Genomic DNA, 22,845 nt, shown 5'->3' on the forward strand with positions numbered 1-22,845 from the left:
CCGGGCGCGTGAGCGAGGGCATCAGGTCCTAGTTGACCAGGCCGTCCAGCGGCGAAGAGGCCGTGGCATAGAGCTTGCGCGGCATGCGCCCGGCCAGATAGGCCAGGCGGCCGGCGACGATGGCGTGCTTCATGGCTTCGGCCATCAGCACCGGCTCGCGAGCATGGGCGATGGCGCTGTTCATCAGCACCGCTTCGCAACCCAGCTCCATGGCGATGGTGGCGTCGGAGGCGGTCCCCACCCCGGCATCCACCAGCACCGGCACCTTGGCCTCTTCGAGGATGATGCGCAGGTTGTAGGGATTGCAGATGCCCAGGCCCGAGCCGATCAGACCGGCCAGCGGCATGACGGCGATGCAGCCGATGGCTTCCAGCTGGCGCGCCACGATGGGATCGTCACTGGTGTAGACCATGACGTCGAAGCCGTCGGCAACCAGCGTCTCGGCGGCCTTGAGCGTCTCGATGACGTTGGGGAAGAGGGTCTTCTGGTCGGCCAGGACTTCCAGCTTGACCAGATTGTGGCCGTCGAGCAGCTCGCGCGCCAGGCGGCAGGTGCGCACCGCTTCCACCGCGTCATAGCAGCCGGCGGTGTTGGGCAGGATGGTGTAGCGCTCGGGCGAGATCACGTCGAGCAGATTGGGCTCGCCGGGAGTCTGGCCGAGGTTGGTCCGGCGCACCGCCACGGTGACGATTTCGGCACCTGAGGCCTCGATGGCCACGCGGGTCTCTTCGAGATCGCGGTACTTGCCGGTGCCGACCAGCAGGCGCGACTCATAGGTGCGTCCGGCCAGGGTGAAGGGAGTGTCTTTCATCTGGATTCCTCTTGCGCGGCTAGCCGCCGCCGATGGCGTGGACCACTTCCAGCCGGTCGCCATCCACCAGGGCGGTGGTGGCGTGCTGGCTGCGCGGCACGATGTCGAGGTTGCGTTCCACCGCCACTCGCCGTCCGCTCAGGTCGAGACGCACGAGCAGGTCGGCGACGGTGGCACCGTCCGGCAAGTCAAGGGATTCGCCGTTCAACAGGATCTGCATGGCAAAGGCATCGTCACGGGGTGAGCCGGCATTCTACGCCGGTCGGGCGTTCATTGCAGCGGCGCCGGGCCGGGAAAGACGGCCAGCGCTCCGTCAGAGGCTGCTCAGGCGCCAAGCCAGGATGGCCAGGCAGGCCCAGCCGGCGAGAAAGCACAGGCCACCGAAGGGGGTGATGATGCCCAGCCGGGTGATGCCGGTCAGCGTCAGCAGATAGAGGCTGCCGGAAAACAGCAGGATGCCGGCGATGAAGAAGCCACCGGCCCAGGCCACCAGGCGCCCCTGGAAGTGCAGCGACAGCAGGGCGACGCCGAACAGCGCCAGGGCGTGGATGAGCTGATAGAGCACGCCGGTCTGGAACACGGTCAGGTAGTCGACGGTCAGCCGCCCCTTGAGTCCATGGGCGGCGAAGGCGCCGAGGCCGACACCGGTGAAGCCGGCCAGGGCCGCGAACAGCAGGAAGAGACGCAACATGGGTTTTACCGGGCGATGGGAGAGAAGCGCTGGTTATAATGGCCCGCTAGCCGCCAAAGACCAAGCCGATGCTGCTCACCCTCCTCCGCCGTCTCCTGCGTATCGCCCTCTGGTTCGCTGTCCTCAGCGCCGCCCTGGTGTTGATCCTGCGCTGGGTGCCGCCGCCGGGCAGCATGCTGATGGTGGAGCGCAAGGTCGAGTCCTGGATCGACGGCAAGCCGATCGACCTGCAACGCGACTGGCGACCCTGGAAGGAGCTGCCGGACGATCTCAAGATGGCGGTGATCGCCGGCGAAGACCAGCACTTCGCCGCGCATTGGGGCTTCGACATGGCGGCGATCCGCCAGGCCTTCAGCCACAACGAAGCCGGCGGCTCCCTGCGCGGCGCCAGCACCATCAGCCAGCAGACCGCCAAGAACCTCTTTCTCTGGAGCGGTCGCAGCTATCTGCGCAAGGGCTTCGAAGCCTGGTTCACCGTGCTGCTGGAAACCTTCTGGTCCAAGCAGCGCATCCTCGAGGTCTATCTCAACAGCGTGGAATGGGACGACGGCGTGTTCGGCGCCGAGGCCGCGGCCCGTCACCATTTCGGCATAGGCGCGCCCTACCTCTCCGACCGCCAGGCCAGCCTGCTGGCCGCCGTGCTGCCCAACCCACGCGAATGGAGCCCGAGCCACCCCGGCGCCTACGTCGCCGAACGCGCCGCCTGGATCCGCCAGCAGGAACGGCAACTGGGCGGTAGCGACTACCTGCGGCGGATGACCGGGCAGTAGCGCCAGGCACGTCGCGTGGAAAACGGCGCAGCCTTTTCCACAGCAGGCGTATAGCTCAGGCAGGCCGTCTGGCGCTACGGATCGCACATTGAAAACACCGTGCGGTTCTCCCCGCTACCCAGGCACCCGACCGCGATAGTCATTCTCGCGGACATAAAAAACCGCGCCCTGGGGCGCGGCTTTTCGATCACGAACCAGATCAGGCGGCGATGTTGCCCTTGAGCTTGTTCATCGCGTTCTTTTCCAGCTGACGGATACGCTCCGCCGAGACGTTGTACTTGTCCGCCAGTTCATGCAGCGTCGCCTTTTCCTCGGCCAGCCAGCGCTGGTAGAGGATGTCACGGCTGCGGTCGTCCAGGCGTTCCAGAGCCTCGTGCAGATTGGCCGTGGAGCTGTCGGTCCAGTCGGCTTCCTCCAGCTGGCGCGCCGGATCGTAACGGCTGTCTTCCAGGTACTGGGCCGGCGACTGATAGGCCGCATCGTCATCGGCATCGCTGGCCGGGTCGAAGGCCATGTCATGACCGGTCAGACGGCTTTCCATCTCGCGCACTTCCCGGGGTTCGACACCCAGGGTTTCGGCCACGCGATGGACCTCGTCGTTGTTCAGCCAGGCCAGCCGCTTCTTCTGGCTGCGCAGGTTGAAGAACAGCTTGCGCTGCGCCTTGGTGGTGGCCACCTTGACGATGCGCCAGTTGCGCAGGATGAATTCGTGGATTTCGGCCTTGATCCAGTGCACGGCAAAGGACACCAGACGTACGCCCATTTCGGGATTGAAGCGCTTCACGGCCTTCATCAGACCGACATTGCCTTCCTGGACCAGGTCGGCCTGGGCCAGACCATAGCCGGAATAGCTCTTGGCGATATGCACCACGAAACGCAGATGCGCGAGCACCAACTGCCGGGCGGCCTCGACGTCTTCCTTGTAGAAGAGGCGCTCGGCCAGTTCACGCTCCCGCTCCGGCGTGAGCAGCGGAATGCTGTTCACCGAATGCACATAGGCTTCCAGGCTGGCGCCGGGAACCAATGTAGGAACAGGTTGCAACGAAGTGGTCATGCGAATCCTCCGATTCACTAAGCACTGGGCAGTCTAACACTGATTTTTTGGACAGCGCCAGACTACCTGAGGTTCCCTTAACCCTAGCTGAAAAACACCGTGAAATGCCTGTGTCATCAGGGGGTTAGACCGTTTCCAGAGCTGTCGGAAACGGTCGTTCGTCAGCGCGGGGCGAGTTCGCGCAGGTGGCGGGCAACCGCCAGCCAGGCGCCGATGTAGCCGAGCAGCACGGCGCCGATCAGCAGCTGCAGCCCGTCCTCGACGGCGACGCTGCCCAGGGCGAAATCACTCCCGTAGAGGCCGGCCAGGTCCAGCACCGCGGCGTTGAGCCAGCTCAGGCCGAACACCAGCAGGGCCCAGGCGGCGATGCCGGCGCCGAGGCCGAACAGCGCGCCCATGTAGAGGAAGGGTCGGCGCACATAGCCGTCGGTACCGCCCACCAGCTTGACCACCTCGATCTCGGTGCGGCGATTCTCGATGGCCAGGCGGATGGTGTTGCCGATCACCAGCAGCAGGGCGATCACCAGCACCACGGTCAGGCCGAAGACGAACCGCTCGCCCAGCTTGAGGATGGCGGTGAGCCGTTCGACCCACTGCATGTCCAGCTGCACCTGCTGCACGCCGTTCATCTCGGCCAGCTGGCTGCGCAGCATGTCGAGGCGACTCTTGTCGATTTCCCTGGGCGTCACGGCGATGACGCCAGGCAGCGGGTTCTGCGGCAATTCGCGCAGCGCCTCACCCAGGCCGGCGTCCTGTTGCAATTCCTTCAGGGCATCGTCCGGACTGATCCAGCGCGCTTCGGCCACATCGGGCAGGACCTTGATCTGGCTCATCAGCACCTCGGCCTGGTCCTGACCGGTGCGCAGGTCGAGGAACACCGAGATCTGCGCCGCGCGCTGCCAGGAGCCGCCGAGTCGCTCGACGTTCTTCAGCAGCAGCGACACGCCCATGGGCAGCGCCAGGGCGATGCCCATCACCAGGCAGGTGAGGAAGGTGCCTATGGGCTGCTGCACCATGCGCCTGAGGCTGTCCCTCAGACCGGTGCGGTGGGCCTCGAGGTAGGCATGCAGCGGACTGCGCCAGTCGCTCTTGGGTTTCCGCGGGGCCTGGCGCTGCGGACGCTGGGGCTTGCCGCCCTGTTCCTGGCCACGGGGCAGTTCGTTGCCGCTCATGACTGGCTCTCCTCTTCGTCACCGATCAGGCGACCACGCTGCAGGGTCAGCATGCGATGGTGCAGGCGGGCGATGAGGGCATGGTCGTGACTGGCGATCAGCACCGTGGTGCCGAGGCTGTTGATGTCCTCGAAGACGCCCATGATCTCCGAGGCCAGGCGCGGATCGAGGTTGCCGGTGGGTTCGTCGGCGAGCAGCAGGGCCGGACGATGCACCACCGCACGGGCGATGCCGACCCGCTGTTGCTGGCCGGTGGAGAGCTCGGCCGGATAGTCGTCGAGCTTGTCCTTGAGGCTGACCCGCTCCAGCGCCGCGGCCACGCGCTTGGCGATCTCTGGCTTGGACAGGCCGAGGATCTGCAGCGGCAGGGCGACGTTGTCGAACACGGTACGGTCATGGAGCAGCTGATGGTTCTGGAAGACCACGCCGATCTGCCGGCGCAGAAAGGGAATCTGCGCATTGGTGATGCGCGAGATGTCCTGGCCGGCCAGGGTCAGCTTGCCGCCGGTGGGCCTTTCCATGGCCAGGATCAGCCGCATCAAGGTGCTCTTGCCGGCACCGGAATGACCGGTGACGAAGAGAATCTCGCCGCGTTCGGCACGGAAGCTCAGTTCCTGCAGGCCGACGTGACCATTGGGATAGCGCTTGGAGACGCGGTCGAACTGGATCATGAGACGCCCCGCTCCGCGAACAGGGCCTGGACGAAGGGCCGCGCCTCGAAGGGCCGCAGGTCGTCGATGCCTTCGCCGACGCCGACATAGCGGATCGGCAGGGCACTCTGCTTGGCCAGGGCGAAGATCACCCCACCCTTGGCGGTGCCGTCGAGCTTGGTCAGGGCCAGGCCGGTCAGGGGGACCGCATTGTGGAACTGCTTGGCCTGGTTGAGGGCGTTCTGGCCGGTACCGGCGTCGAGCACCAGCAGGGTCTCGTGGGGCGCCGCCGCGTCCAGCTTGCCGATCACCCGGCGCACCTTGCGCAGCTCCTCCATGAGATTGTCCTTGGTATGCAGCCGGCCGGCGGTATCGGCGATCAGCACATCGATGCCGCGGGCCTTGGCCGCCTGCACGGCGTCGAAGATCACCGAGGCGGAGTCGGCGCCGGTGTGCTGGGCGATGACCGGGATGCGGTTGCGCTCGCCCCAGACCTGCAGCTGCTCCACGGCGGCGGCGCGGAAGGTGTCACCAGCGGCCAGCATGACCTTCTTGCCGTCGCTCTGCAGCCGCTTGGCCAGCTTGCCGATGGTGGTGGTCTTGCCGGCGCCGTTCACGCCGACCACCAGGATGACGTAGGGCTTGTGCGAGGTATCGATCACCAGCGGCTGTTCCACCGGCAGCAGCATCTCGGTGAGCTCCTGCTGCAGCGCCTGATAGAGCGCCTCGCTGTCGGCCAGCTGCTTGCGCGCCACCTTCTGGGTCAGGTTGCGCATGATGACGCCGGTGGCCTCGACGCCGACGTCGGCGGTCAGCAGGCGGGTCTCCAGCTCTTCGAGCAGGTCGTCGTCGATGGCCTTCTTGCCGAGGAACAGGCTGGCCATGCCTTCGCCGAGACTGGCGCTGGTCTTGGACAGCCCCTGGCGCAGGCGGGCGAAGAAACCCAGCTTGGCCGGTTCGGCCGGTGTGGCGGCGACTGGCGGAGCGGGCTCGGGCTCGGGCTCGGGCTCGGGCGCAACCAATACGGGTTCAGGACGGACCGGGGCGACGGGCGCAACGGGTACGACCGGGGCTGGGGCAGGCTCAGGCTCGGGCGCCACGACAGGCGCGGGAACTACCGGGGGCGGCGGCGCGACCGGCGCAGCTACTGGCTCGGACTCCACCTCCGGCGCCCTCACCGACTCGACCTCGACCGGCGGCACGATGGGATCGGCCACCAGCGGCTCGACCAGCGCAGTGAGCGCCACCGGCGACGGCGCCTCCTCTTCGGCGACCGGCACCGGGGTCAGCGAGGGAATCGCCTCCGGCGGTTCGGGCACCGGCTCCGGTTGCTGCACCGGCGCGCTGGCCAGCGGCTCGGGCAGGCGCTCTTCCGGCGCAGGGGCGGGGGCTTCGGCAGGCGTCTCTACGGGTTCGGCAGTCTTCTTGCGGAACCAGCCGAACAGGCCTTTCTTCTCCGTGGGGGGAGACTTCTTGTCGTCGGATCCAAACATGCGGGGCTCTGTATCGAACGGACGAACCAGCTGCGGGAGCTCCGCCAGGCGGGGCTCGACCGTCAGGCATGGCCGTCGGGAAAAGGGATGCGTATCCTAGCAGCCTGCCGGGCGGAAGACCTCCCCGTCGGCGAAAAACGCGCGACCGTCCCCAGGACGCAGCCGCTTCGTCCCCTACCGCGCTACAAGGCCTGCTCTCGCGATGCCCGCCTCCCGCTCCCGTCGGACCGTCCTGGTCGTCCTGCTCGGCCTGCTCCCCACCCTCGCCCTGGCCACGGCCAGCCGGCAGAACACCGAGGAATTCACCCTCGACAATGGCCTCAGGCTGGTGGTCCGCGAAGATCACCGGGCGCCGGTCGCCGTGGTGCAACTCTGGTACCGCGTGGGTTCGAGCCTGGAAGCGCCCGGTGCGACCGGCTTGTCCCATGCCCTGGAACACCTGATGTTCAAGGGCAGCCGCAAGCTTGGCGCCGGCGAGGCCTCGCACCTCCTGCGTGACCTGGGCGCCGAGGAAAATGCCTTCACCACCGACGACTACACCGTCTATTACCAGTTGCTCGCCCGCGATCGCTTGCCAATGGCCCTGGAGCTGGAAGCCGATCGCATGCAGCACCTGCGCCTGGAACCGGACGAAATCAGCCGCGAGCTGGAAGTCATCAAGGAAGAACGCCGGCTGCGCACCGACGATCGGCCCGAGGCGCTGTCCTTCGAGCGCTTCAAGGCCGCCGCCTACCCGGCCAGCGGCTACCGCAACCCCACCATCGGCTGGCCCCAGGACCTGCAGCGCCTCGGCGTGGACGACCTGCGCCGCTGGTACCAGACCTGGTACGCCCCGAACAACGCCACCCTGGTGGTGGTGGGCGACGTCGAGCCCCAGGCGATCCGTGCCGAGGTGCAGCGCTGGTTCGGCGCCATCCCCCGCAGCGACCTGCCCGCGCCGCGCCGCCCGCTCGAACTGCCGGCGCCGGGCGAGCGCCGCCTGGACCTGCAGGCCCGCGAACTGCCCAGCCTGCTGATGGGCTTCAACGTGCCCAGCCTGGCCACCGCCGCCCAGCCGCGCGATGCCTATGCGCTGCAACTGCTGGCCGCCCTGCTCGGCGGCGGCTCGGGCGCACGGCTGCCCAGCCGTCTCGAGCGTGGCGCGGAAGTGGCCAGCAGCGTGCGCGTCGCCTATGGCGCCTACACCCGCGGCGACAGCCTCTTCCTGCTCAGCGGCGCCCCCAACACCCCGCGCGGCAAGACCCTCGAGCAACTGGAAGCGGCCTTCTGGGCGCAACTGGACCTGCTCAAGCGCGAGCCGCCCAGCACCGAGGAACTGGGCCGGGTCCGCGCCCTGCTGGTGGCTGGCCTGGTCTATGGCCGCGACTCCATCACTGCCCAGGCCAGCAGCATCGGTCAGCTGGAAAGCGTCGGCCTCGGCTGGCGCCAGGGCGATCGGTTGCTCGACGAACTGAGCCGCGTCACCCCCGACGACCTGCGCCGGGTGGCGCGCACCTACTTCACCCGCGAGCGCCTGACCCTGGCCCAGCTCAAGCCCGCAGCCACCGCGGAGAATCGTCCATGAAACCGCTGCTCTGGCTGTCGCTGTGCCTGCTCGCGGGCTGCCAGTCCCCTACCCCGGTCGGCGACCTGGCGCGCGCCTATCCCGCCGTGGACAGCCTCAAGACCCTCAAGGACGCACCGCCGCTGGGGCGCCAGCTGGACATCCAGCGCTGGCGGACCGCCGAGGGCGCCCAGGTACTGTTCGTGCCGGCGCCGGAATTGCCGATGTTCGACGTACGCCTGATCTTCGCCGCCGGTAGCAGCCAGGATGGCGCCACCCCGGGCCTCGCCATGCTGACCAACGGTCTGCTCAACGAAGGCACCCCGGGACGCGATGCCGGTGCCATCGCCGATGGCTTCGAGCGCCTGGGCGCCGACTTCAGCAACGGCGCCTATCGTGACCAGGCAGTGGTCGGGCTACGCACCCTCGCCGATCCGGCCCACAGCGAACCGGCCCTGGCGCTGCTGGCCGAGGTGGTGGGTCACCCGACCTTTCCCGCCGAGGCCATCCAGCGCATCCGTGACCAGCTGCTGACGCTGATCGCCGCCAGCCGCCGCGAACCGGCCAGCCTGGCGGGTGAAGCCCTGCAGGAGCGTCTCTATGGCAACCACCCCTATGCCCATTCGCCGCGAGGCACGGCAGCTGGCCTGGCACGCCTGGATGCGGCCAGCCTCAGGGCCTTCCATGCTCGCGCCTATGCCGCCGGCAATGCCGTGATCGCCCTTACCGGCGATCTGGATCGGACCCGCGCCGAGCTGATCGCCGCCCAGCTGTCGCGCGCCCTGCCCCGCGGTCCAGCCCTGCCGCCGCTGCCGGCGCCGGTCCCCGCCGCGCCGGCCCGGGTGCAGCTGGAGGTCCCGGCCCAGCAGACCCGCCTGCTGCTCGGTCAACTCGGCATCACCCGCCGCGATCCCGACTATGCCGCCCTCTTCGTCGGCAACCAGATCCTCGGCGGTGGCGGTTTCGGCAGTCGCCTGATGACCGAATTGCGCGAACGCCGCGGTCTCACCTACGGCGTCAGCTCGGGCTTCACCCCCATGCGTCAGCCGGGTCCCTTCACCCTCGGCCTGCAGACCCGTGCCGAACTGGGCGATGCCAGCCTGGCGCTGGTCCGCGACCTGCTGCGCGACTACCTGGCCCAGGGCCCCACCCAGGCCGAACTGGACCGCGCCAAGCGGCAGATCGAAGGCAGCTTCCCGCTGGCCAACGCCAGCAACGGCGCCATCGTCGCCCAACTGGGCAACATCGGCTTCTACGACCTGCCCAGTAGTTACCTGGACGACTTCCTCCAACAGGTCCGCCGCCTGACGGTGGAACAGGTGCATGCCGCCCTGCGGCGCCATCTGGACCCGGAAAAGTTCGTTGTGGTCAGCGCCGGCCCACGGGTCGCCCAGCAGCCGCTGCCGCCACCCCGCCCTCTTCCCAACCTGCCGCCCAGCGGCATTCCGGAGCACTAGCATGGCCCAGAAGACCGCCAACCAATTGCGCATCATCGGTGGCGACTGGCGCAGCCGGCGCTTCGTCTTTCCCGAGGCCCTGGGCCTGAGGCCCACGCCCGATCGAGTCCGCGAGACCCTGTTCAACTGGCTGGCCGCCGTCACCCCGGGCGCCCGGGTGCTCGACCCCTTCGCCGGCAGCGGCGCCCTGCTGCTGGAAGCCCTCTCCCGCGGCGCCGCCCAGGCGCTGGCCTTCGACCTCAATGCCCAGGCCGCCAGTGCCCTGCGCGGCCATCTGCAGACCCTCGGCTGCGCCCACGCCGAGGTGCGCCAGACCGACGCCCTGCAGGCCCTGGCCAAGCCGGCCGAGGCGCCCTTCGACCTGGTGTTTCTCGATCCGCCCTTCGGCAAGGACCTGTTGGAGCCGGCCTGCGCGGCCCTGGAAGCCCAGGGCTGGCTGGCCGCGGACGCCTGGATCTACACCGAGAGCGAGACCCAGCCCTCGCGCCTGACCCTGCCCGCGACCTGGCAGCTGCACCGCGAGAAGAAGACCGGCAACGTCCACTACGCGCTCTGGCACCGCCAGGCGTGAACAGCGCACCCTTTCGCCCGGCGCGCTGGCTCCCCGGCCCGCACCTGCAGACCCTCTGGGGCTCGCTGTGGCGCCGCCTGCCGCCCATCACCCGGCCGCGGGAACGGCTGTGGCTGGAGGATGGCGACTTCCTCGATCTGGACTGGTACCACGCCGAGGATCCACGCGCGCCGCTGGTGCTGATCGCCCACGGCCTGACCGGCAGCTCCGGTTCCCACTATGTGCTCGGCCTGCAATTCGCCCTCGCCGCCCGCGGCTGGGCCAGCGTCGGCCTCAACTGGCGCGGCTGCTCCGGCGAACCCAACCGCCTGCCGCGCGGCTATCACTCCGGCGTCAGCGAAGACCTGGCGGCGGTGGTGCGCCATCTGCAGGCCAGTCGTCCGGACGCCCCCCTGTATGCGGTGGGCTTTTCCCTTGGTGGCAACGTGCTGCTCAAGTATCTGGGCGAGCGCGGCCAGGACAGCGGCCTGCGCGCCGCGGCTGCGGTCTCGGTGCCCTTTCGCCTGGACCTCTGCGCCGATCGCATCGGCATCGGCTTCTCGCGCCTCTATCAGCGGCACTTCATCCGCGAACTGGCGCGCTACGTGCGCGACAAGCAGGCGCTGTTCGACCGTGAGCACCATCCCGAGCAACACGAGATCCTCGCGCGCCTGGGGCCGCCCGAGGGGCTCAAGACCTTCTGGGACTTCGACGACCGCTACACCGCGCCCCTGCACGGCTTTCGCGATGCCCAGGACTATTACCGCCAGGCCTCCAGCCGCTACTACCTGGGGGGCATCCGCATCCCCACCTTGCTGATCCAGGCCGAGGATGACCCCTTCATCGGCACCGACGCCCTGCCCGCCCGCGCCGAACTGGCGCCCGACACCCTGTTCGAGCGCCTGCCCCATGGCGGCCACGTGGGTTTCGTCGGCGGCGCCTTCCGCGATCCGGACTACTATCTGGAAAGACGCATCCCCGACTGGCTGGTCAGCCAGCGGGCAGCGCCACCCGGCTGATAAACGCCCACGGGTCGGCGATCCCGGCGGCTGTCGCCTTGGCCTCACTCCGCCCCTGAGCTACCATCCAAGCCCCAACAGCTTCGCCCCCAGGACAGCGTCATGAACCGAGTGCTATACCCCGGCACCTTCGACCCCATCACCAAGGGCCATGGCGATCTGGTGGAGCGCGCCTCGCGGCTGTTCGACGAAGTCGTGGTGGCGGTGGCGGCCAGCCCCAAGAAGAATCCACTGTTTCCGCTGGAGCGCCGGGTCGAGCTGGCCAAGGCGGTGACCGCGCACCTGCCCAACGTCGAAGTGATCGGCTTCAGCTGCCTGCTGGCCACCCTGGTGGAGCAGCAGAAGGCGACCATTATCCTGCGCGGCCTGCGCGCGGTGTCGGATTTCGAATTCGAATTCCAGCTGGCCAACATGAATCGGGTACTGGCGCCCCAGGCGGAAAGCATGTTCCTGACCCCGTCGGAACACTATTCCTACCTCTCCTCCACCCTGGTGCGGGAGATCGCGGCGCTCGGCGGCGACGTGACCAAGTTCGTCCATCCCACCGTGCATCAGGCGCTGCTGGAGCGTTTTGCTCCGGCCAGCTGATTAACCCCAAGGACTGTCGGGTGCAGCCGGCGCGCGGATGGGGCAAAATGCGCGCCTGACTTTTGGATCGCTGCGCGTTCGCGCGGCGTGGAGCCGACGATGTCCCTCATCATTACCGACGATTGCATCAACTGCGACGTGTGCGAGCCCGAGTGCCCGAACGGCGCCATCTCCCAGGGTGCGGAGATCTACGTGATCGATCCGAACCTGTGCACCGAGTGCGTGGGCCACTACGACGAACCCCAGTGCCAGCAGGTCTGCCCGGTCGACTGCATCCCCCTCGACGAAAACCATGTCGAGACGAAGGAGCAGCTGCACGACAAGTATCTGAAGATCAGCGGCCAGGCCTAAACAACCTGGCCTGGCACCAGGGCCTATTCGGTACGCCCGTACCCGCTCTGGGTGCAGCCCAGGCAGCGCACGAAGGCCGCCTTGCCCGGCTCGACCACCAGGGCCTTGCCGGCCTTGCCGATGTTACCGCCGGCGGCGGTGAACGGCAGACTGACCACGAAAGCCCCCGCACCGATCACGGTGGCGGCGATCAGCAGCGGCCGCGCGATCAGCAGATCGCCGATCATGGAAAAGGCGGCGGGAGCCTGGGCTTCACCGAACGCCTGGTCGGCGGTCTGATATTCGGTGACGTCACCCTGGGCCTGCTGCGCCTGCGCCGGCAAGACCTGCATCGTCAGGGCCAGCGCCAGCACGGCAGCCAGGCTACGGAACGGATTCATACGGCTGATCCCTTGCGCGATTGTGATGGTGGTCCCTGGACTATAACAGGCCGCCCGCACTTGTCATGCGGGCGGTCCCCAGACGTCATTCGGTGCGGACGACCGGCTGCGGCGCGCGACGATGGGCATAGACCATCAGCGCGATACCGCCCAGTACCATGGGCACGCAGAGCACCTGCCCCATGGTCAGCCAGCCCCAGGCCAAATAGCCGAGCTGGGCGTCGGGCACCCGGACGAATTCGACGATGAAGCGGAAGATGCCGTAGCAGAGCACGAACAGGCCGGACACGGCCATGGTCGGCCGCGGCTTGCGCGAGTAGAGCCAGAGAATGACGAACAGCGCCACGCCTTCCAGGGCGAACTGATAGAGCTGCGACGGATGCCGCGGCAGCTGGGCCGGATCGCTGTAGGGCGGGAAGATCATCGCCCAGGGCACGTCGGTGGGCTTGCCCCAGAGTTCGGCGTTGATGAAGTTGCCGATGCGGCCGGCACCTAGGCCGATGGGTACCAGCGGGGCGATGAAGTCCATTAGCTCGAAGAAGCCCTTGTTGTGGCGCTTGCCGAACCACCAGACCGCCAGGATCACCCCGAGCAGGCCGCCGTGAAAGGACATGCCGCCCTTCCAGACCTCGAAGATCAGCGTCGGATTGGCGATGTATTCCGCCAAATTGTAGAACAGCACGTAGCCGAGTCGCCCACCGGCGATGACCCCCAGCGCCACCCAGAACACCAGGTCGGACAGGGTCTCGCTGGTCCAGCGCGGATCGAAGCGATTCAGTCGCCGCTTGGCCAGCCACCAGGCGCCGCCGATCCCCACCAGGTACATGAGCCCGTACCAGTGGATCTTCAGCGGCCCCAGCGACAGGGCCACCGGGTCTATTTGCGGATACGGCAGCATGGTGCCTCCTTGAAAGGGATCAGAGTAAGAAGTTGAGACCGACGCCGAACAGCAGCAGGGCGAACAGGCGCTTGAGCAGCCGGGGCGACAGGCGATGGGCCAGGCGCGCACCGAAACGGGCCGAGGACATGCTGGTCAGGGCGATGCCCAGCAAGGCCGGCAGATAGACATAGCCCAGACTCCAGGCGGGCAGACCTGGCTGTTGCCAGCCGACCAGGATGAAGGACAGCGCCCCGGACAGGGCGATGGGCAGGCCACAGGCCGCCGAGGTGGCCACCGCCTGCTGCATCGACAGGCTGCGCCAGACCAGGAAAGGCACGGTGAGCGAACCGCCGCCGATGCCGAAGATCGCCGAGGCCCAGCCGATCACCGCTCCCGCCACCGTCAGCGCCGGCTTGCCGGGCTCGCCGGCCTGGCATCTGGGGCGCAGGTCCAGCGCCAGCTGGAGGGCGATGAGAATGGCGAAGGTGCCGATGATCTTCTGCAGCAGCGGGCCATGGATGGCGGCGGCGGTCAGGGCGCCCAGGGCGCTGCCGAAGACGATGCCCAGGGCCATCCAGGCGAACAGCCGCCAGCGTACGGCGCCGAGCCGATGATGGGCCCAGACGGAATTCAGCGAGGTGAAGACGATGGTGGCCAGCGAGGTGCCTACCGCCAGGTGGGTGAGGATGTCCGGATCGAGGCCCTTGGCGGTAAAGCTGTAGACCAGCACCGGCACGATGATCAGGCCACCGCCGACCCCGAACAGACCGGCCAGCAGCCCGGCGCAGGCGCCGAGCACCAGGAAGAGCAAGAGATCCATCATCACCTCGGGCGCAAGAGGCGGCATGGTACGCCGCTACCTGTCAGGCGGGAAGCAGCCTTCCCGCCTGACACGCTCAGCTCTGGACGCTGGCTGCCGGGTTGATCACCCGGCCCAGTCCGAGATTGCGCAAGGCCAGGTGCAGGGCGCTATGGATGACCTGGGGATTGTCGATCTGGCGCATCTGCTGCACCAGCTCGCGGGCCTTTTCCAGGGTGACCTGGCGCAACAGCCACTTCACCTTGGGCAGGTTGGTGGCGTTCATCGACAGGGTATCGAAGCCCATGCCCATGAGCAGCACCGCCGCCGCCGGATCGCCGGCCATCTCGCCGCAGATGCTGACCGGCACCCCTTCGGCATGGGCGCCATCCACCACCTGTTGCAGCGCCTGCAGCACCGCCGGGTGGAAGTAGTCGTAGAGATCGGCCACACGTGGATTGTTGCGATCCACCGCCAGCAGGTACTGGGTCAGGTCGTTGGAACCCACCGAGATGAAGTCCACCTGACGCGCCAGGTCGCGGGCCTGGTAGACCGCCGAAGGCACCTCGACCATGACGCCCACCGGCGGCATGGGGATATCGACGCCTTCGTCACGCACCTCGCACCAGGCACGGTGCAGCAGGTGCTGGGACTCCTCCACCTCGTGCACGCCGGAAATCATCGGCAGCATGATGCGCAGGTTGTTCAGGCCCTCGCTGGCCTTGAGCATGGCGCGCGTCTGCACCAGGAAGATTTCCGGGTGGTCCAGGGTGACGCGGATTCCGCGCCAGCCGAGGAAGGGGTTGTCTTCCTTGATCGGGAAATAGGACAGCGCCTTGTCGCCGCCGATGTCCAGGGTACGCATGGTCACCGGCGCCGGATGGAAGGCGGCCAGTTGCTCGCGATAGATGGACAGCTGTTCCTTCTCGCTGGGAAAGCGCTCGTTGACCATGAAGGGCACTTCGGTGCGGTACAGCCCCACGCCTTCGGCGCCCCGCTGCTGGGCACGCGCCACGTCGGCCATCAGGCCGGTGTTGACCCACAGCGGCATGCGGTGACCGTCGAGGGTCTCGCAGGGCAGGCTGCGCAAGGCGTCGAGGCCCTGGGTCAGCTGGCGCTCCTCTTCCACCACGTCGCCATACTGCTTGATCAGCGTCGGCGACGGATTGGTGAAGATCTCGCCGTGGTAGCCATCGACGATGAGGTCGATGCCGTCCACCTTGGAATACGGCAGGTCCACCGCGCCCATGACGGTGGGCACGCCCATGGCGCGCGCCAGGATGGCCACGTGGGAGTTGCCCGAGCCGAGCACCGAGATCAGGCCGACCAGACGCCCTTCGGGCACCTCGCCGAGCATGGCCGGCGAGAGCTCCTCGCTGACCAGGATGGTGTTTTCCGGATAGATCAGGCAGGCCTGGTGGGCCTGCTGCAGATAGGCCAGCAGCCGGCGACCGAGGTCGCGCACGTCGGCGGCGCGTTCGCGCAGATAGGCGTCGTCCATCAGCTCGAAGCGCTGGACGTGCTCCATCACCACCTGGCGCAGGGCGCCCTGGGCCCACTGGCCGCTCTTGATGATGGTGGTCACCTCGTTACCGAGGGCGGCGTCGTCGAGCATCATCAGGTAGACGTCGAACAGCGCCTGCTCTTCCTTGCGCAACTGGGTGGACAGGCGCTTGGACAGCGCCTTCATGTCCGCCCGTACGCCTTCGATAGCGGTGCGGAACAGCTGCAACTCGGCGTCGATGTCGGTCACGGTCTTGTCCGGGACCACTTCCAGGTCGGCCGGTGGCAGGACCACCACGGCCTTGCCGACGCCGACCCCGGGTGAACCGGGAATGCCGACGAAACGGGCCTCCTGGATACCCCGGCCCTGCCGATCCAGACCGCGGATGGTCCCGGTGGCCTCGGCATGGGCGATCACCCCGGCGAGCTGGGCGCTCATGGTCACCAGGAAGGCCTCCTCACCCTCGTCGAACTGGCGACGCTCCTTCTGCTGCACCACCAGCACGCCCATGACGCGCCGGTGGTGGATGATGGGCGCACCGAGAAAGGAGGCATAGCGTTCTTCGCCAGTCTCGGCAAAGTAGCGAAAGCGCGGGTGACTGGCGGCGTCTTCGAGATTGAGCGGCTCTTCGCGGGTCCCGACCAGGCCGACCAGGCCCTCGTTGGGCGCCATGCTGACGCGACCGATGGACTTCTTGTTGAGGCCTTCGGTGGCCATCAGCACGAAACGGTTGGTGTCCGGATCCAGCAGATAGACGGAGCAGACCTGCGACTGCATGGCCGCGCGGACGCGCTGCACGATGATGGACAGTGCCGACCCCAGATCCTTGGCGGCATTGACCTCCTGGACGATCTTGCGCAGAACTGCAAGCATCTAGCGCCTCCGCAGCCGACGCCCGGCGGAGCCGCCGGCGTGCATCACGTGTCGTTCATCCTGCATGACCACAGCTTCTCCTCACCTCTTTCGCACCGGCCGTACCGGTAATCAGGCCAGCAAGCGGGGTGCCAACTCCTTGAGCGCCCGCCGATAGACCTCTCGCTTGAAGGTCACCACCTGGCCCAATGGGTACCAGTAGCTTACCCAGCGCCAGCCATCGAATTCCGGCTTGCCCGTCACATCCATCCGCACCCGCTGCTCTTCCGCGGTCAGCCGCAGCAGAAACCACTTCTGCTTCTGGCCGATGCACAGCGGACGGCTGTGGGTGCGCACCATGCGCTGCGGCAGACGATAGCGCAACCAGCCCCGGGTACAGGCCAGGATGCGGACGTCATCGGGGCTCAGCCCCACCTCTTCGTTCAGCTCCCGGTACAGCGCCTCTTCGGGCGTTTCCCGGTCATCTATCCCACCCTGGGGGAACTGCCAGGCATCCTGGTTGATGCGGCGGGCCCACAGTACTTGGCCGGCATCGTTGGCGAGAATGATGCCGACATTGGGGCGAAAACCATCAGCGTCGATCACGGCTGCCACCCTTGAAAAATATCGTTGCCCGCATTGTTCCACAAAGCCCGACAGCCCAGCAATGCAAGCTCCGGACCGACTGGGGCGCGGCCGACCGGCGCAGGCTCACGGCGGCTGCCGCGACCTGCAAAAGCCCGCATTATGGTGGTCGCTAGCTGAACGTCGGCTTAAGGGCCGGCAAACGTCGCGCTTCAGCGAAAGTGCCGTTGCACGGCCATGTAGACGGCCAGCGCCAGGCCGATCCAGCCGACCAGCCAGAAGTAGTCGAGATAGCCCAGCACCTGGCTCTGGCGGGTGACCAGACTGGAGATCTGCGCCAGGGCGCTGTCGGCGCCGGTGGCTTGCCGATAGCGTTCGCCATAGGCCTGGTAGTTCTGGGCATACGGATTGACCGCGGCGCTGAGCACCGAGGCGTGGAAGGCGTCGCGCCACTGCAGGAAGACGTTGGAGAGCACGATGCCCATGGGCATGACCAGTTGCTGGGTCATGTTCTTGATCTGGTAGGCCTGGCTGAAATAGGCCGGCTCGACGCGCATGAAGGTGTACATGATGATCACCGCGAAGGTGCCGATCAGATAGGTGCCATGCATCATCAGCCCCGGGACCAGCTGCTGGTAGAGGGGTACGTCGGCGTGCTGGCGCACCATCCAGAAGCCGTAGCCGGCCAGCAGCAGATAGCCCGCCACCAGGTACTTGCGAAAGCCGCCCCAGGGAAAGCGCTCGCGCAGCCGCACCGAGGTGATCATCAGCAAGGGAGCCAGACCGCACAGCCAGCCCAGCGCCATGACGCCCCCGGCGGTATAGACCGGCAGTTGCAGGCCGTTGACCACGTACTGGGGAATGATGAAGTTGTAGGCGCCGAGCAAGAAGTAGTTGAGCATCATGAACAGCATGCCGGCGAGAAAGCCCGGGGTGATGGCGTGCTTGAAGTCCAGGGTCGGCCGCGCCAGGCCCCGCTCGTAGTAGACATAGAGTCCGAGGATGGCCGTTCCCAGCAGCAGCTCCAGGGCCAGCCACAGCCCATCGCTGAAGAAGTCGAAGGCCAGTCGCTGGGTGGTGGTGGTCAACAGCAGGCTGCCCACCGCCAGCAGCACCATGGACAGCAGCGACGGCGCCCCGGAATTCTGCAGCGGATGGGAGCGCCGCGGCAGCGACAGCCAGACGCCTACCGCCACCAGCGCGCAGGCCAGCGCCGGCACCATGAAGATGGCCCGCCATTGGTGGCCTTCCAGCAATTCCGCGGTGGTGAAGGAGGCCAGCGCACCACCCAGGGGCACGCCCGAAGCGAAGGCGCGGATCCCGGTCGGCAGCTGAGGGCCGGAGAAATACATCTGCACCAGCACCCGCGCCCCGGCAAAGAAGGTGGCGGCGCCGGCACCCATCAGCGCCCGCCCGACGATGAAGGTCGGCAGATCGGTGGCCACCAGGCAGCACACCTGGCCGACCAGGTGGATGGCGACGGCGGCGAAGATCAGGTTGCGATAGCCCAGGCGCTGGGCGAACCACTGGTGCGGGGCGCTGGTGACGATGACCGCGGCGCTGTAGCAGGCCGTGGCCAGGGTGTAGCTGCGCGGGTCGATACCCAGGCCGCCGTAGACATAGCGGTTGGCCAGGGCGATCGACAGGTTGTCGAGAAAGTACACCAGCACCATCAGGGTGATGCTCAGCAGCAACAGGCCGCGGTGATGAGGGCGATCGGTGTCGTCGGCGTACATGAAGACCCAGGCTGGCACTAAGGAGGCCAGTCGTGGACCCTGCGTCCGGGGCGGGGTTCAGAGACCGCGTTGTCGCAGTCTCCTCCAGGTGATGCGCATCGCGTCCCGGATCAGCCGGGTAGCAGGGCCCGGACGTCGGCCAGGAGTTCGTCCGGCACCTCCAACCAGCCACGGGTGGTATTAAGCGCCCGTGCCTGGTAGCGGCGCTGCGACGGCAGGCGGGCGCCCTGGGCCTCGATGCCGGCGAACAGCTGCTCGGCGCGCTGCTGGTAGTCGGCTACCGCGGCGCCGAGAAAGCGCTGGGGATCGAAGGCCAGGATGAGCTCGCCGTGATAGGGCAGCCCGCCTGCGCCAGCGTCGACAATGGAAGACTCCGGACTGGTGAGATCGCCGATCAGCGGGCCGGCGAGCAACTCGATCATGGCCGACAGCGCCGAGCCCTTGTGACCGCCAAAGGTGAGCATGGCGCCCTCCTCCAGCACGGTGCGGGCATCGCGACTGGGAGCACCTTCGGCGTCCACGCCCCAGCCCTCGGGCAGGGCCTTGCCCGCGCGCCGATGCAATTCGATTTCGCCGCGGGCCACGGCGCTGGTGGCGAAGTCGAAGACGAAGGGCTGCCCTTCCGGCCGTGGCCAGCCGAAGGCGATGGGATTGGTACCGAACAGCGGGCGACGACCGCCGGCCGGGGCGACATAGGCCTGGGTCGGATTGCAGGCCAGGGCCACCAGCCCTCTGGCGGTGAGGGCTTCCATCTCCACCCAGAGCGCCGAGAAGTGCACGCAGTTGTTGATCGCCAGGGCCGCCAGACCGCAGGCACGCGCCTTGGCTTCCAACAACGGCAGGCCCGTGTGAAAGGCCAGCGGCGAGAAGCCGCCCCCGGCATCGACCCGGACAATGGCCGGTGCCACGTCTTCGACGCGAGGCTCGGCATCCGCCACCACCTTGCCGGCCTTGAGCGTCTTGACGATGCCCAGCAGCCGATAGATGCCATGGGAGGCGCAATCGTCACGCTGGCCAGCGACCATCATGGCGGCGATGGCCGCGCCCTGCGGCTGGCTGAAACCATGGGCCGCGAGCACCTCTTCGGCCAGGTGCTGCAGCTCTTCCGGGGTCATCTGGGCCATGGCGGCGCTCCGTCGGGAAAACCCCGACTATGCCGTAACCGGCCACGCCCCGCTTGCTCGACTTGGGACCGTTCGTGCCGATCCCGGCACAGTCAGCTCGGGTGGTAGCGCCCCGACAACTCGTGGACAGCTTCGATGAAGGCGCCGGCATGGGCCGGATCCACCTCCGGGGTGATGCCGTGGCCCAGGTTGAAGACATGGCCGCTGCCCTGGCCATAGCTTTCCAGGATACGTCCCACCTCGGCGCGGATGGCCGTCGGCTTGGCATAGAGCACGCTGGGGTCCATGTTGCCCTGCAGGGCAACCTTGGCACCCACGCGGCGGCGCGCTTCGCCGATGTCGCAGGTCCAGTCCAGGCCCAGGGCCTCGGCACCGCTGTCGGCCAGGCTTTCCAGCCAGAGGCCACCGTTCTTGGTGAAGAGGATCACCGGTACCCGCCGCCCTTCATGCTCGCGGATCAGCCCGCCGACGATCTTGCGCATGTAGGCCAGGGAAAATTCCTGGTAGGCCGCGGCGGACAGGTTGCCGCCCCAGGTATCGAAGATCTGCACCGCCTGGGCACCGGCGCGGATCTGGCCGTTGAGGTAGGCCGTGACCGCCTGGGCCAGCTTGTCCAGCAGCAGGTGCAGGGCCTCGGGGGTGTCGTAGAGCATGGCCTTGGCCTTGCGGAAATCCTTGCTGGAGCCGCCTTCGATCATGTAGGTGGCCAGGGTCCAGGGGCTGCCGGAAAAGCCGATCAGGGGTACCCGGCCGTCCAGCGCCGTGCGGATGGTGCGCACGGCGTCCATCACGTAGCCCAGGTCGGATTCGGCATCGGGGATCGGCAGCGCCTCGATGTCGGCCGGGGTGTCGATCACCTTGCGAAAGCGCGGACCCTCGCCGGTCTCGAAATAGAGGCCCTGCCCCATGGCGTCGGGGATGGTGAGGATGTCGGAAAAGAGGATGGCGGCATCCAGTGGATAGCGCTCCAGCGGCTGCAGGGTCACCTCGCAGGCGAATTGCGGGTTCTTGCACAGACTCATGAAGTCACCGGCACGGGCCCGGCTGGCGCGGTACTCGGGCAGATAGCGCCCGGCCTGGCGCATCATCCACACCGGGGTGACGTCCACCGGCTGCTTGAGCAGGGCACGCAGGAAACGGTCGTTCTTCAAGGCAGTCATGGCGACATCCGGCAGCAAAAGTGTCGGTATTGTCGCAAAGCGGCTGGCAAAAGGCACGGCAGGGGGGCGTGCCTTTTGTCTATCGGGGCGATGGAGCGCCTTCGGTGACGGCGTTCATCGCAGCTGGCGCTGCGTAGGTGGACAGGGTGGGTAATGGCGCAGCCTTACCCACCTTCAGCTCAGATCCATTCTCCACCCACAAAAAAGCCGACCGGCTTGCACCGGTCGGCTCTTGTCCGACGGCCTGGGCTCAGACGCCCAGGTAGTCGAGGATGCCCTCGGCCGCGTTGCGACCTTCGAAGATGGCGGTCACCACCAGGTCGGAGCCGCGCACCATGTCGCCACCGGCAAAGATCTTCGGATTGCTGGTCTGGTGCTTGAACTCGTGCAGCCCCGGCGCGACCACGCGGCCCTGGCTGTCGAGGTCGATGCCGAATTGCTCGAACCAGGGTGCCGGACTCGGACGGAAACCGAAGGCGATCACCACCGCATCGGCCGGCAGGATCTCCTCGGAACCGGGAATCGGCTCGGGACTGCGGCGACCGCGGGCATCGGGCTCGCCCAGACGAGTCTCCACCACCTTGACGCCTTCCACCCTGTCTTCGCCGATGATGGCGATGGGTTGGCGGTTGAAGAGGAACTTCACGCCCTCTTCCTTGGCGTTCTTCACTTCCTTGCGCGAGCCCGGCATGTTGGCGGCGTCGCGGCGGTAGGCGCAGGTCACGCTCTTGGCGCCCTGGCGAATGGAGGTGCGGTTGCAGTCCATGGCGGTGTCACCCCCCCCCAGGACCACCACGCGCTTGCCCTTCATGTCGACGAAGTCGGCCGCATCCTTTTCGAAGCCCAGGTTGCGATTGACGTTGGCCACCAGGAAGTCCAGGGCGTCGTGCACCCCGGGCAGGTCTTCGCCGGGAAAGCCGCCCTTCATGTAGGTGTAGGTGCCCATGCCCAGGAAGACCGCATCGAACTCCTCGAGCAACTGGTCCATGGTCACGTCCTTGCCCACCTCGGTGTTGAGACGGAATTCCACGCCCATCCCGCCGAAGACCTCGCGGCGGCGGCTGAGCACCGTCTTTTCCAGCTTGAATTCGGGGATGCCGAAGGTCAGCAGGCCACCGATCTCGGGGTGCTTGTCGAACACCACCGGGGTCACGCCGTTGCGTACCAGGATGTCGGCACAGCCCAGCCCGGCCGGACCGGCACCGATCACGGCGACGCGCTTGCCGGTCGGCTTGACCTTGGACATGTCCGGGCGCCAGCCCATGGCGAAGGCGGTGTCGGTGATGTACTTCTCCACCGAACCGATGGTCACCGCGCCAAAGCCGTCATTGAGGGTACAGGCGCCCTCGCAGAGCCGATCCTGCGGGCAGACCCGACCACAGACCTCGGGCAGGGTGTTGGTCTGGTGCGCCAGCTCCGCCGCCGCCAGGATGTTGCCTTCGGAGACCAGCTTGAGCCAGTTGGGAATGAAGTTGTGCACGGGACACTTCCATTCGCAATAGGGATTGCCGCAACCCAGGCAGCGGTGCGCCTGCTCGGCGGCCTGCTGCGGCTTGAAGGGATCGTGGATCTCGACGAATTCCTTCTTGCGCTGGCGCAGCAGCTTCTTCTTCGGATCCTTGCGACCGACCTCGATGAACTGGAAGTCGTTGTTCAGACGTTCAGCCATTTCCAAA

The 22,845-nt window shown here is 67.2% G+C and carries 23 protein-coding genes; 7 read left to right on the forward strand and 16 right to left on the reverse strand.

Going from position 1 to position 22,845, the window contains the following annotated elements:
- Nucleotides 1-28 precede the first annotated feature (28 nt).
- The 3 genes from RCF34_RS19815 to RCF34_RS19825 form a co-directional block, all read right to left on the reverse strand.
- Nucleotides 29-811: a thiazole synthase gene (locus RCF34_RS19815; protein WP_308709713.1), complete on the reverse strand. Its 783-nt coding sequence runs from the start codon at nucleotides 809-811 to the stop codon at nucleotides 29-31.
- A gap of 19 nt (nucleotides 812-830) precedes the next feature.
- The gene (gene thiS, locus RCF34_RS19820) at nucleotides 831-1,031 is read right to left on the reverse strand and encodes a sulfur carrier protein ThiS (protein WP_308709714.1); all 201 of its coding nucleotides are present in this window, start codon (nucleotides 1,029-1,031) and stop codon (nucleotides 831-833) included.
- 93 nt (nucleotides 1,032-1,124) lie between these two features.
- Nucleotides 1,125-1,502, reverse strand: a complete 378-nt coding sequence (locus RCF34_RS19825) for a DUF423 domain-containing protein (protein WP_308709715.1) — start codon at nucleotides 1,500-1,502, stop codon at nucleotides 1,125-1,127.
- A 68-nt stretch (nucleotides 1,503-1,570) separates the two neighbouring features.
- On the opposite strand from RCF34_RS19825, the gene mtgA reads away from it, so the two are divergent.
- Nucleotides 1,571-2,272 (forward strand): monofunctional biosynthetic peptidoglycan transglycosylase, encoded by a 702-nt coding sequence (gene mtgA, locus RCF34_RS19830; RefSeq protein ID WP_308709716.1) that lies wholly within the window; start codon nucleotides 1,571-1,573, stop codon nucleotides 2,270-2,272.
- A gap of 199 nt (nucleotides 2,273-2,471) precedes the next feature.
- Here mtgA and rpoH read toward each other — a convergent pair whose 3' ends face one another.
- The 4 genes from rpoH to ftsY form a co-directional block, all read right to left on the reverse strand.
- Nucleotides 2,472-3,326: an RNA polymerase sigma factor RpoH gene (gene rpoH, locus RCF34_RS19835; protein ID WP_308709717.1), complete on the reverse strand. Its 855-nt coding sequence runs from the start codon at nucleotides 3,324-3,326 to the stop codon at nucleotides 2,472-2,474.
- A 161-nt stretch (nucleotides 3,327-3,487) separates the two neighbouring features.
- On the reverse strand, nucleotides 3,488-4,498 hold the full coding sequence (gene ftsX, locus RCF34_RS19840) for a permease-like cell division protein FtsX (RefSeq protein ID WP_308709718.1): 1,011 nt from the start codon (nucleotides 4,496-4,498) through the stop codon (nucleotides 3,488-3,490).
- Nucleotides 4,495-5,169, reverse strand: a complete 675-nt coding sequence (gene ftsE / locus RCF34_RS19845) for a cell division ATP-binding protein FtsE (RefSeq protein WP_183633667.1) — start codon at nucleotides 5,167-5,169, stop codon at nucleotides 4,495-4,497. The genes ftsX and ftsE overlap by 4 nt, the downstream gene beginning before the upstream one ends.
- On the reverse strand, nucleotides 5,166-6,641 hold the full coding sequence (gene ftsY / locus RCF34_RS19850; protein ID WP_308709719.1) for a signal recognition particle-docking protein FtsY: 1,476 nt from the start codon (nucleotides 6,639-6,641) through the stop codon (nucleotides 5,166-5,168). Before ftsY ends, ftsE begins: the two co-directional genes overlap by 4 nt.
- Before the next feature lie 202 nt (nucleotides 6,642-6,843).
- On the opposite strand from ftsY, the gene RCF34_RS19855 reads away from it, so the two are divergent.
- From RCF34_RS19855 to RCF34_RS19880, 6 genes are all read left to right on the forward strand, one after another.
- Complete coding sequence (locus RCF34_RS19855; protein WP_308709720.1) at nucleotides 6,844-8,205, forward strand: pitrilysin family protein; 1,362 nt, start codon at nucleotides 6,844-6,846, stop codon at nucleotides 8,203-8,205.
- Nucleotides 8,202-9,641 (forward strand): pitrilysin family protein, encoded by a 1,440-nt coding sequence (locus tag RCF34_RS19860; protein ID WP_308709721.1) that lies wholly within the window; start codon nucleotides 8,202-8,204, stop codon nucleotides 9,639-9,641. The genes RCF34_RS19855 and RCF34_RS19860 overlap by 4 nt, the downstream gene beginning before the upstream one ends.
- A gap of 1 nt (nucleotide 9,642) precedes the next feature.
- The gene (rsmD, locus tag RCF34_RS19865; RefSeq protein WP_308709722.1) at nucleotides 9,643-10,212 is read left to right on the forward strand and encodes a 16S rRNA (guanine(966)-N(2))-methyltransferase RsmD; all 570 of its coding nucleotides are present in this window, start codon (nucleotides 9,643-9,645) and stop codon (nucleotides 10,210-10,212) included.
- Entirely contained in the window at nucleotides 10,209-11,210 is a 1,002-nt protein-coding gene (locus RCF34_RS19870) for a hydrolase (RefSeq protein WP_308709723.1), read from the forward strand. The genes rsmD and RCF34_RS19870 overlap by 4 nt, the downstream gene beginning before the upstream one ends.
- 102 nt (nucleotides 11,211-11,312) lie before the next feature.
- Nucleotides 11,313-11,798 carry a pantetheine-phosphate adenylyltransferase gene (gene coaD / locus RCF34_RS19875; RefSeq protein ID WP_007161641.1) on the forward strand — a complete coding sequence of 162 codons (486 nt, stop codon included), beginning with the start codon at nucleotides 11,313-11,315 and terminating at the stop codon, nucleotides 11,796-11,798.
- A 99-nt stretch (nucleotides 11,799-11,897) separates the two neighbouring features.
- Nucleotides 11,898-12,149 (forward strand): YfhL family 4Fe-4S dicluster ferredoxin, encoded by a 252-nt coding sequence (locus RCF34_RS19880; protein WP_007161640.1) that lies wholly within the window; start codon nucleotides 11,898-11,900, stop codon nucleotides 12,147-12,149.
- Between the two features lie 23 nt (nucleotides 12,150-12,172).
- On the opposite strand, the gene RCF34_RS19885 is transcribed toward RCF34_RS19880, so the two are convergent.
- From RCF34_RS19885 to RCF34_RS19925, 9 genes are all read right to left on the reverse strand, one after another.
- Nucleotides 12,173-12,529 carry a multidrug transporter gene (locus RCF34_RS19885; RefSeq protein WP_133861480.1) on the reverse strand — a complete coding sequence of 119 codons (357 nt, stop codon included), beginning with the start codon at nucleotides 12,527-12,529 and terminating at the stop codon, nucleotides 12,173-12,175.
- 85 nt (nucleotides 12,530-12,614) lie between these two features.
- Nucleotides 12,615-13,427, reverse strand: a complete 813-nt coding sequence (lgt, locus tag RCF34_RS19890) for a prolipoprotein diacylglyceryl transferase (RefSeq protein WP_308709724.1) — start codon at nucleotides 13,425-13,427, stop codon at nucleotides 12,615-12,617.
- 19 nt (nucleotides 13,428-13,446) lie between these two features.
- The gene (locus RCF34_RS19895; protein WP_308709838.1) at nucleotides 13,447-14,229 is read right to left on the reverse strand and encodes a sulfite exporter TauE/SafE family protein; all 783 of its coding nucleotides are present in this window, start codon (nucleotides 14,227-14,229) and stop codon (nucleotides 13,447-13,449) included.
- Between the two features lie 76 nt (nucleotides 14,230-14,305).
- Nucleotides 14,306-16,585, reverse strand: a complete 2,280-nt coding sequence (ptsP, locus tag RCF34_RS19900; RefSeq protein ID WP_158893550.1) for a phosphoenolpyruvate--protein phosphotransferase — start codon at nucleotides 16,583-16,585, stop codon at nucleotides 14,306-14,308.
- Nucleotides 16,586-16,696: 111 nt separating this feature from the next.
- Complete coding sequence (locus RCF34_RS19905) at nucleotides 16,697-17,170, reverse strand: RNA pyrophosphohydrolase (RefSeq protein ID WP_007161635.1); 474 nt, start codon at nucleotides 17,168-17,170, stop codon at nucleotides 16,697-16,699.
- 191 nt (nucleotides 17,171-17,361) lie between these two features.
- On the reverse strand, nucleotides 17,362-18,885 hold the full coding sequence (locus RCF34_RS19910) for an MFS transporter (RefSeq protein ID WP_308709725.1): 1,524 nt from the start codon (nucleotides 18,883-18,885) through the stop codon (nucleotides 17,362-17,364).
- A 110-nt stretch (nucleotides 18,886-18,995) separates the two neighbouring features.
- Entirely contained in the window at nucleotides 18,996-20,009 is a 1,014-nt protein-coding gene (locus RCF34_RS19915) for an Ldh family oxidoreductase (RefSeq protein WP_308709726.1), read from the reverse strand.
- A gap of 92 nt (nucleotides 20,010-20,101) precedes the next feature.
- Nucleotides 20,102-21,169 carry a uroporphyrinogen decarboxylase gene (gene hemE, locus RCF34_RS19920; RefSeq protein WP_308709727.1) on the reverse strand — a complete coding sequence of 356 codons (1,068 nt, stop codon included), beginning with the start codon at nucleotides 21,167-21,169 and terminating at the stop codon, nucleotides 20,102-20,104.
- A gap of 250 nt (nucleotides 21,170-21,419) precedes the next feature.
- Complete coding sequence (locus tag RCF34_RS19925; RefSeq protein WP_183633689.1) at nucleotides 21,420-22,838, reverse strand: FAD-dependent oxidoreductase; 1,419 nt, start codon at nucleotides 22,836-22,838, stop codon at nucleotides 21,420-21,422.
- Nucleotides 22,839-22,845: the final 7 nt, after the last annotated feature.

The sequence above is a fragment of the Pseudomonas sp. 102515 genome (assembly GCF_031085165.1).
Taxonomy (GTDB): Bacteria; Pseudomonadota; Gammaproteobacteria; order Pseudomonadales; family Pseudomonadaceae; genus Chryseomonas.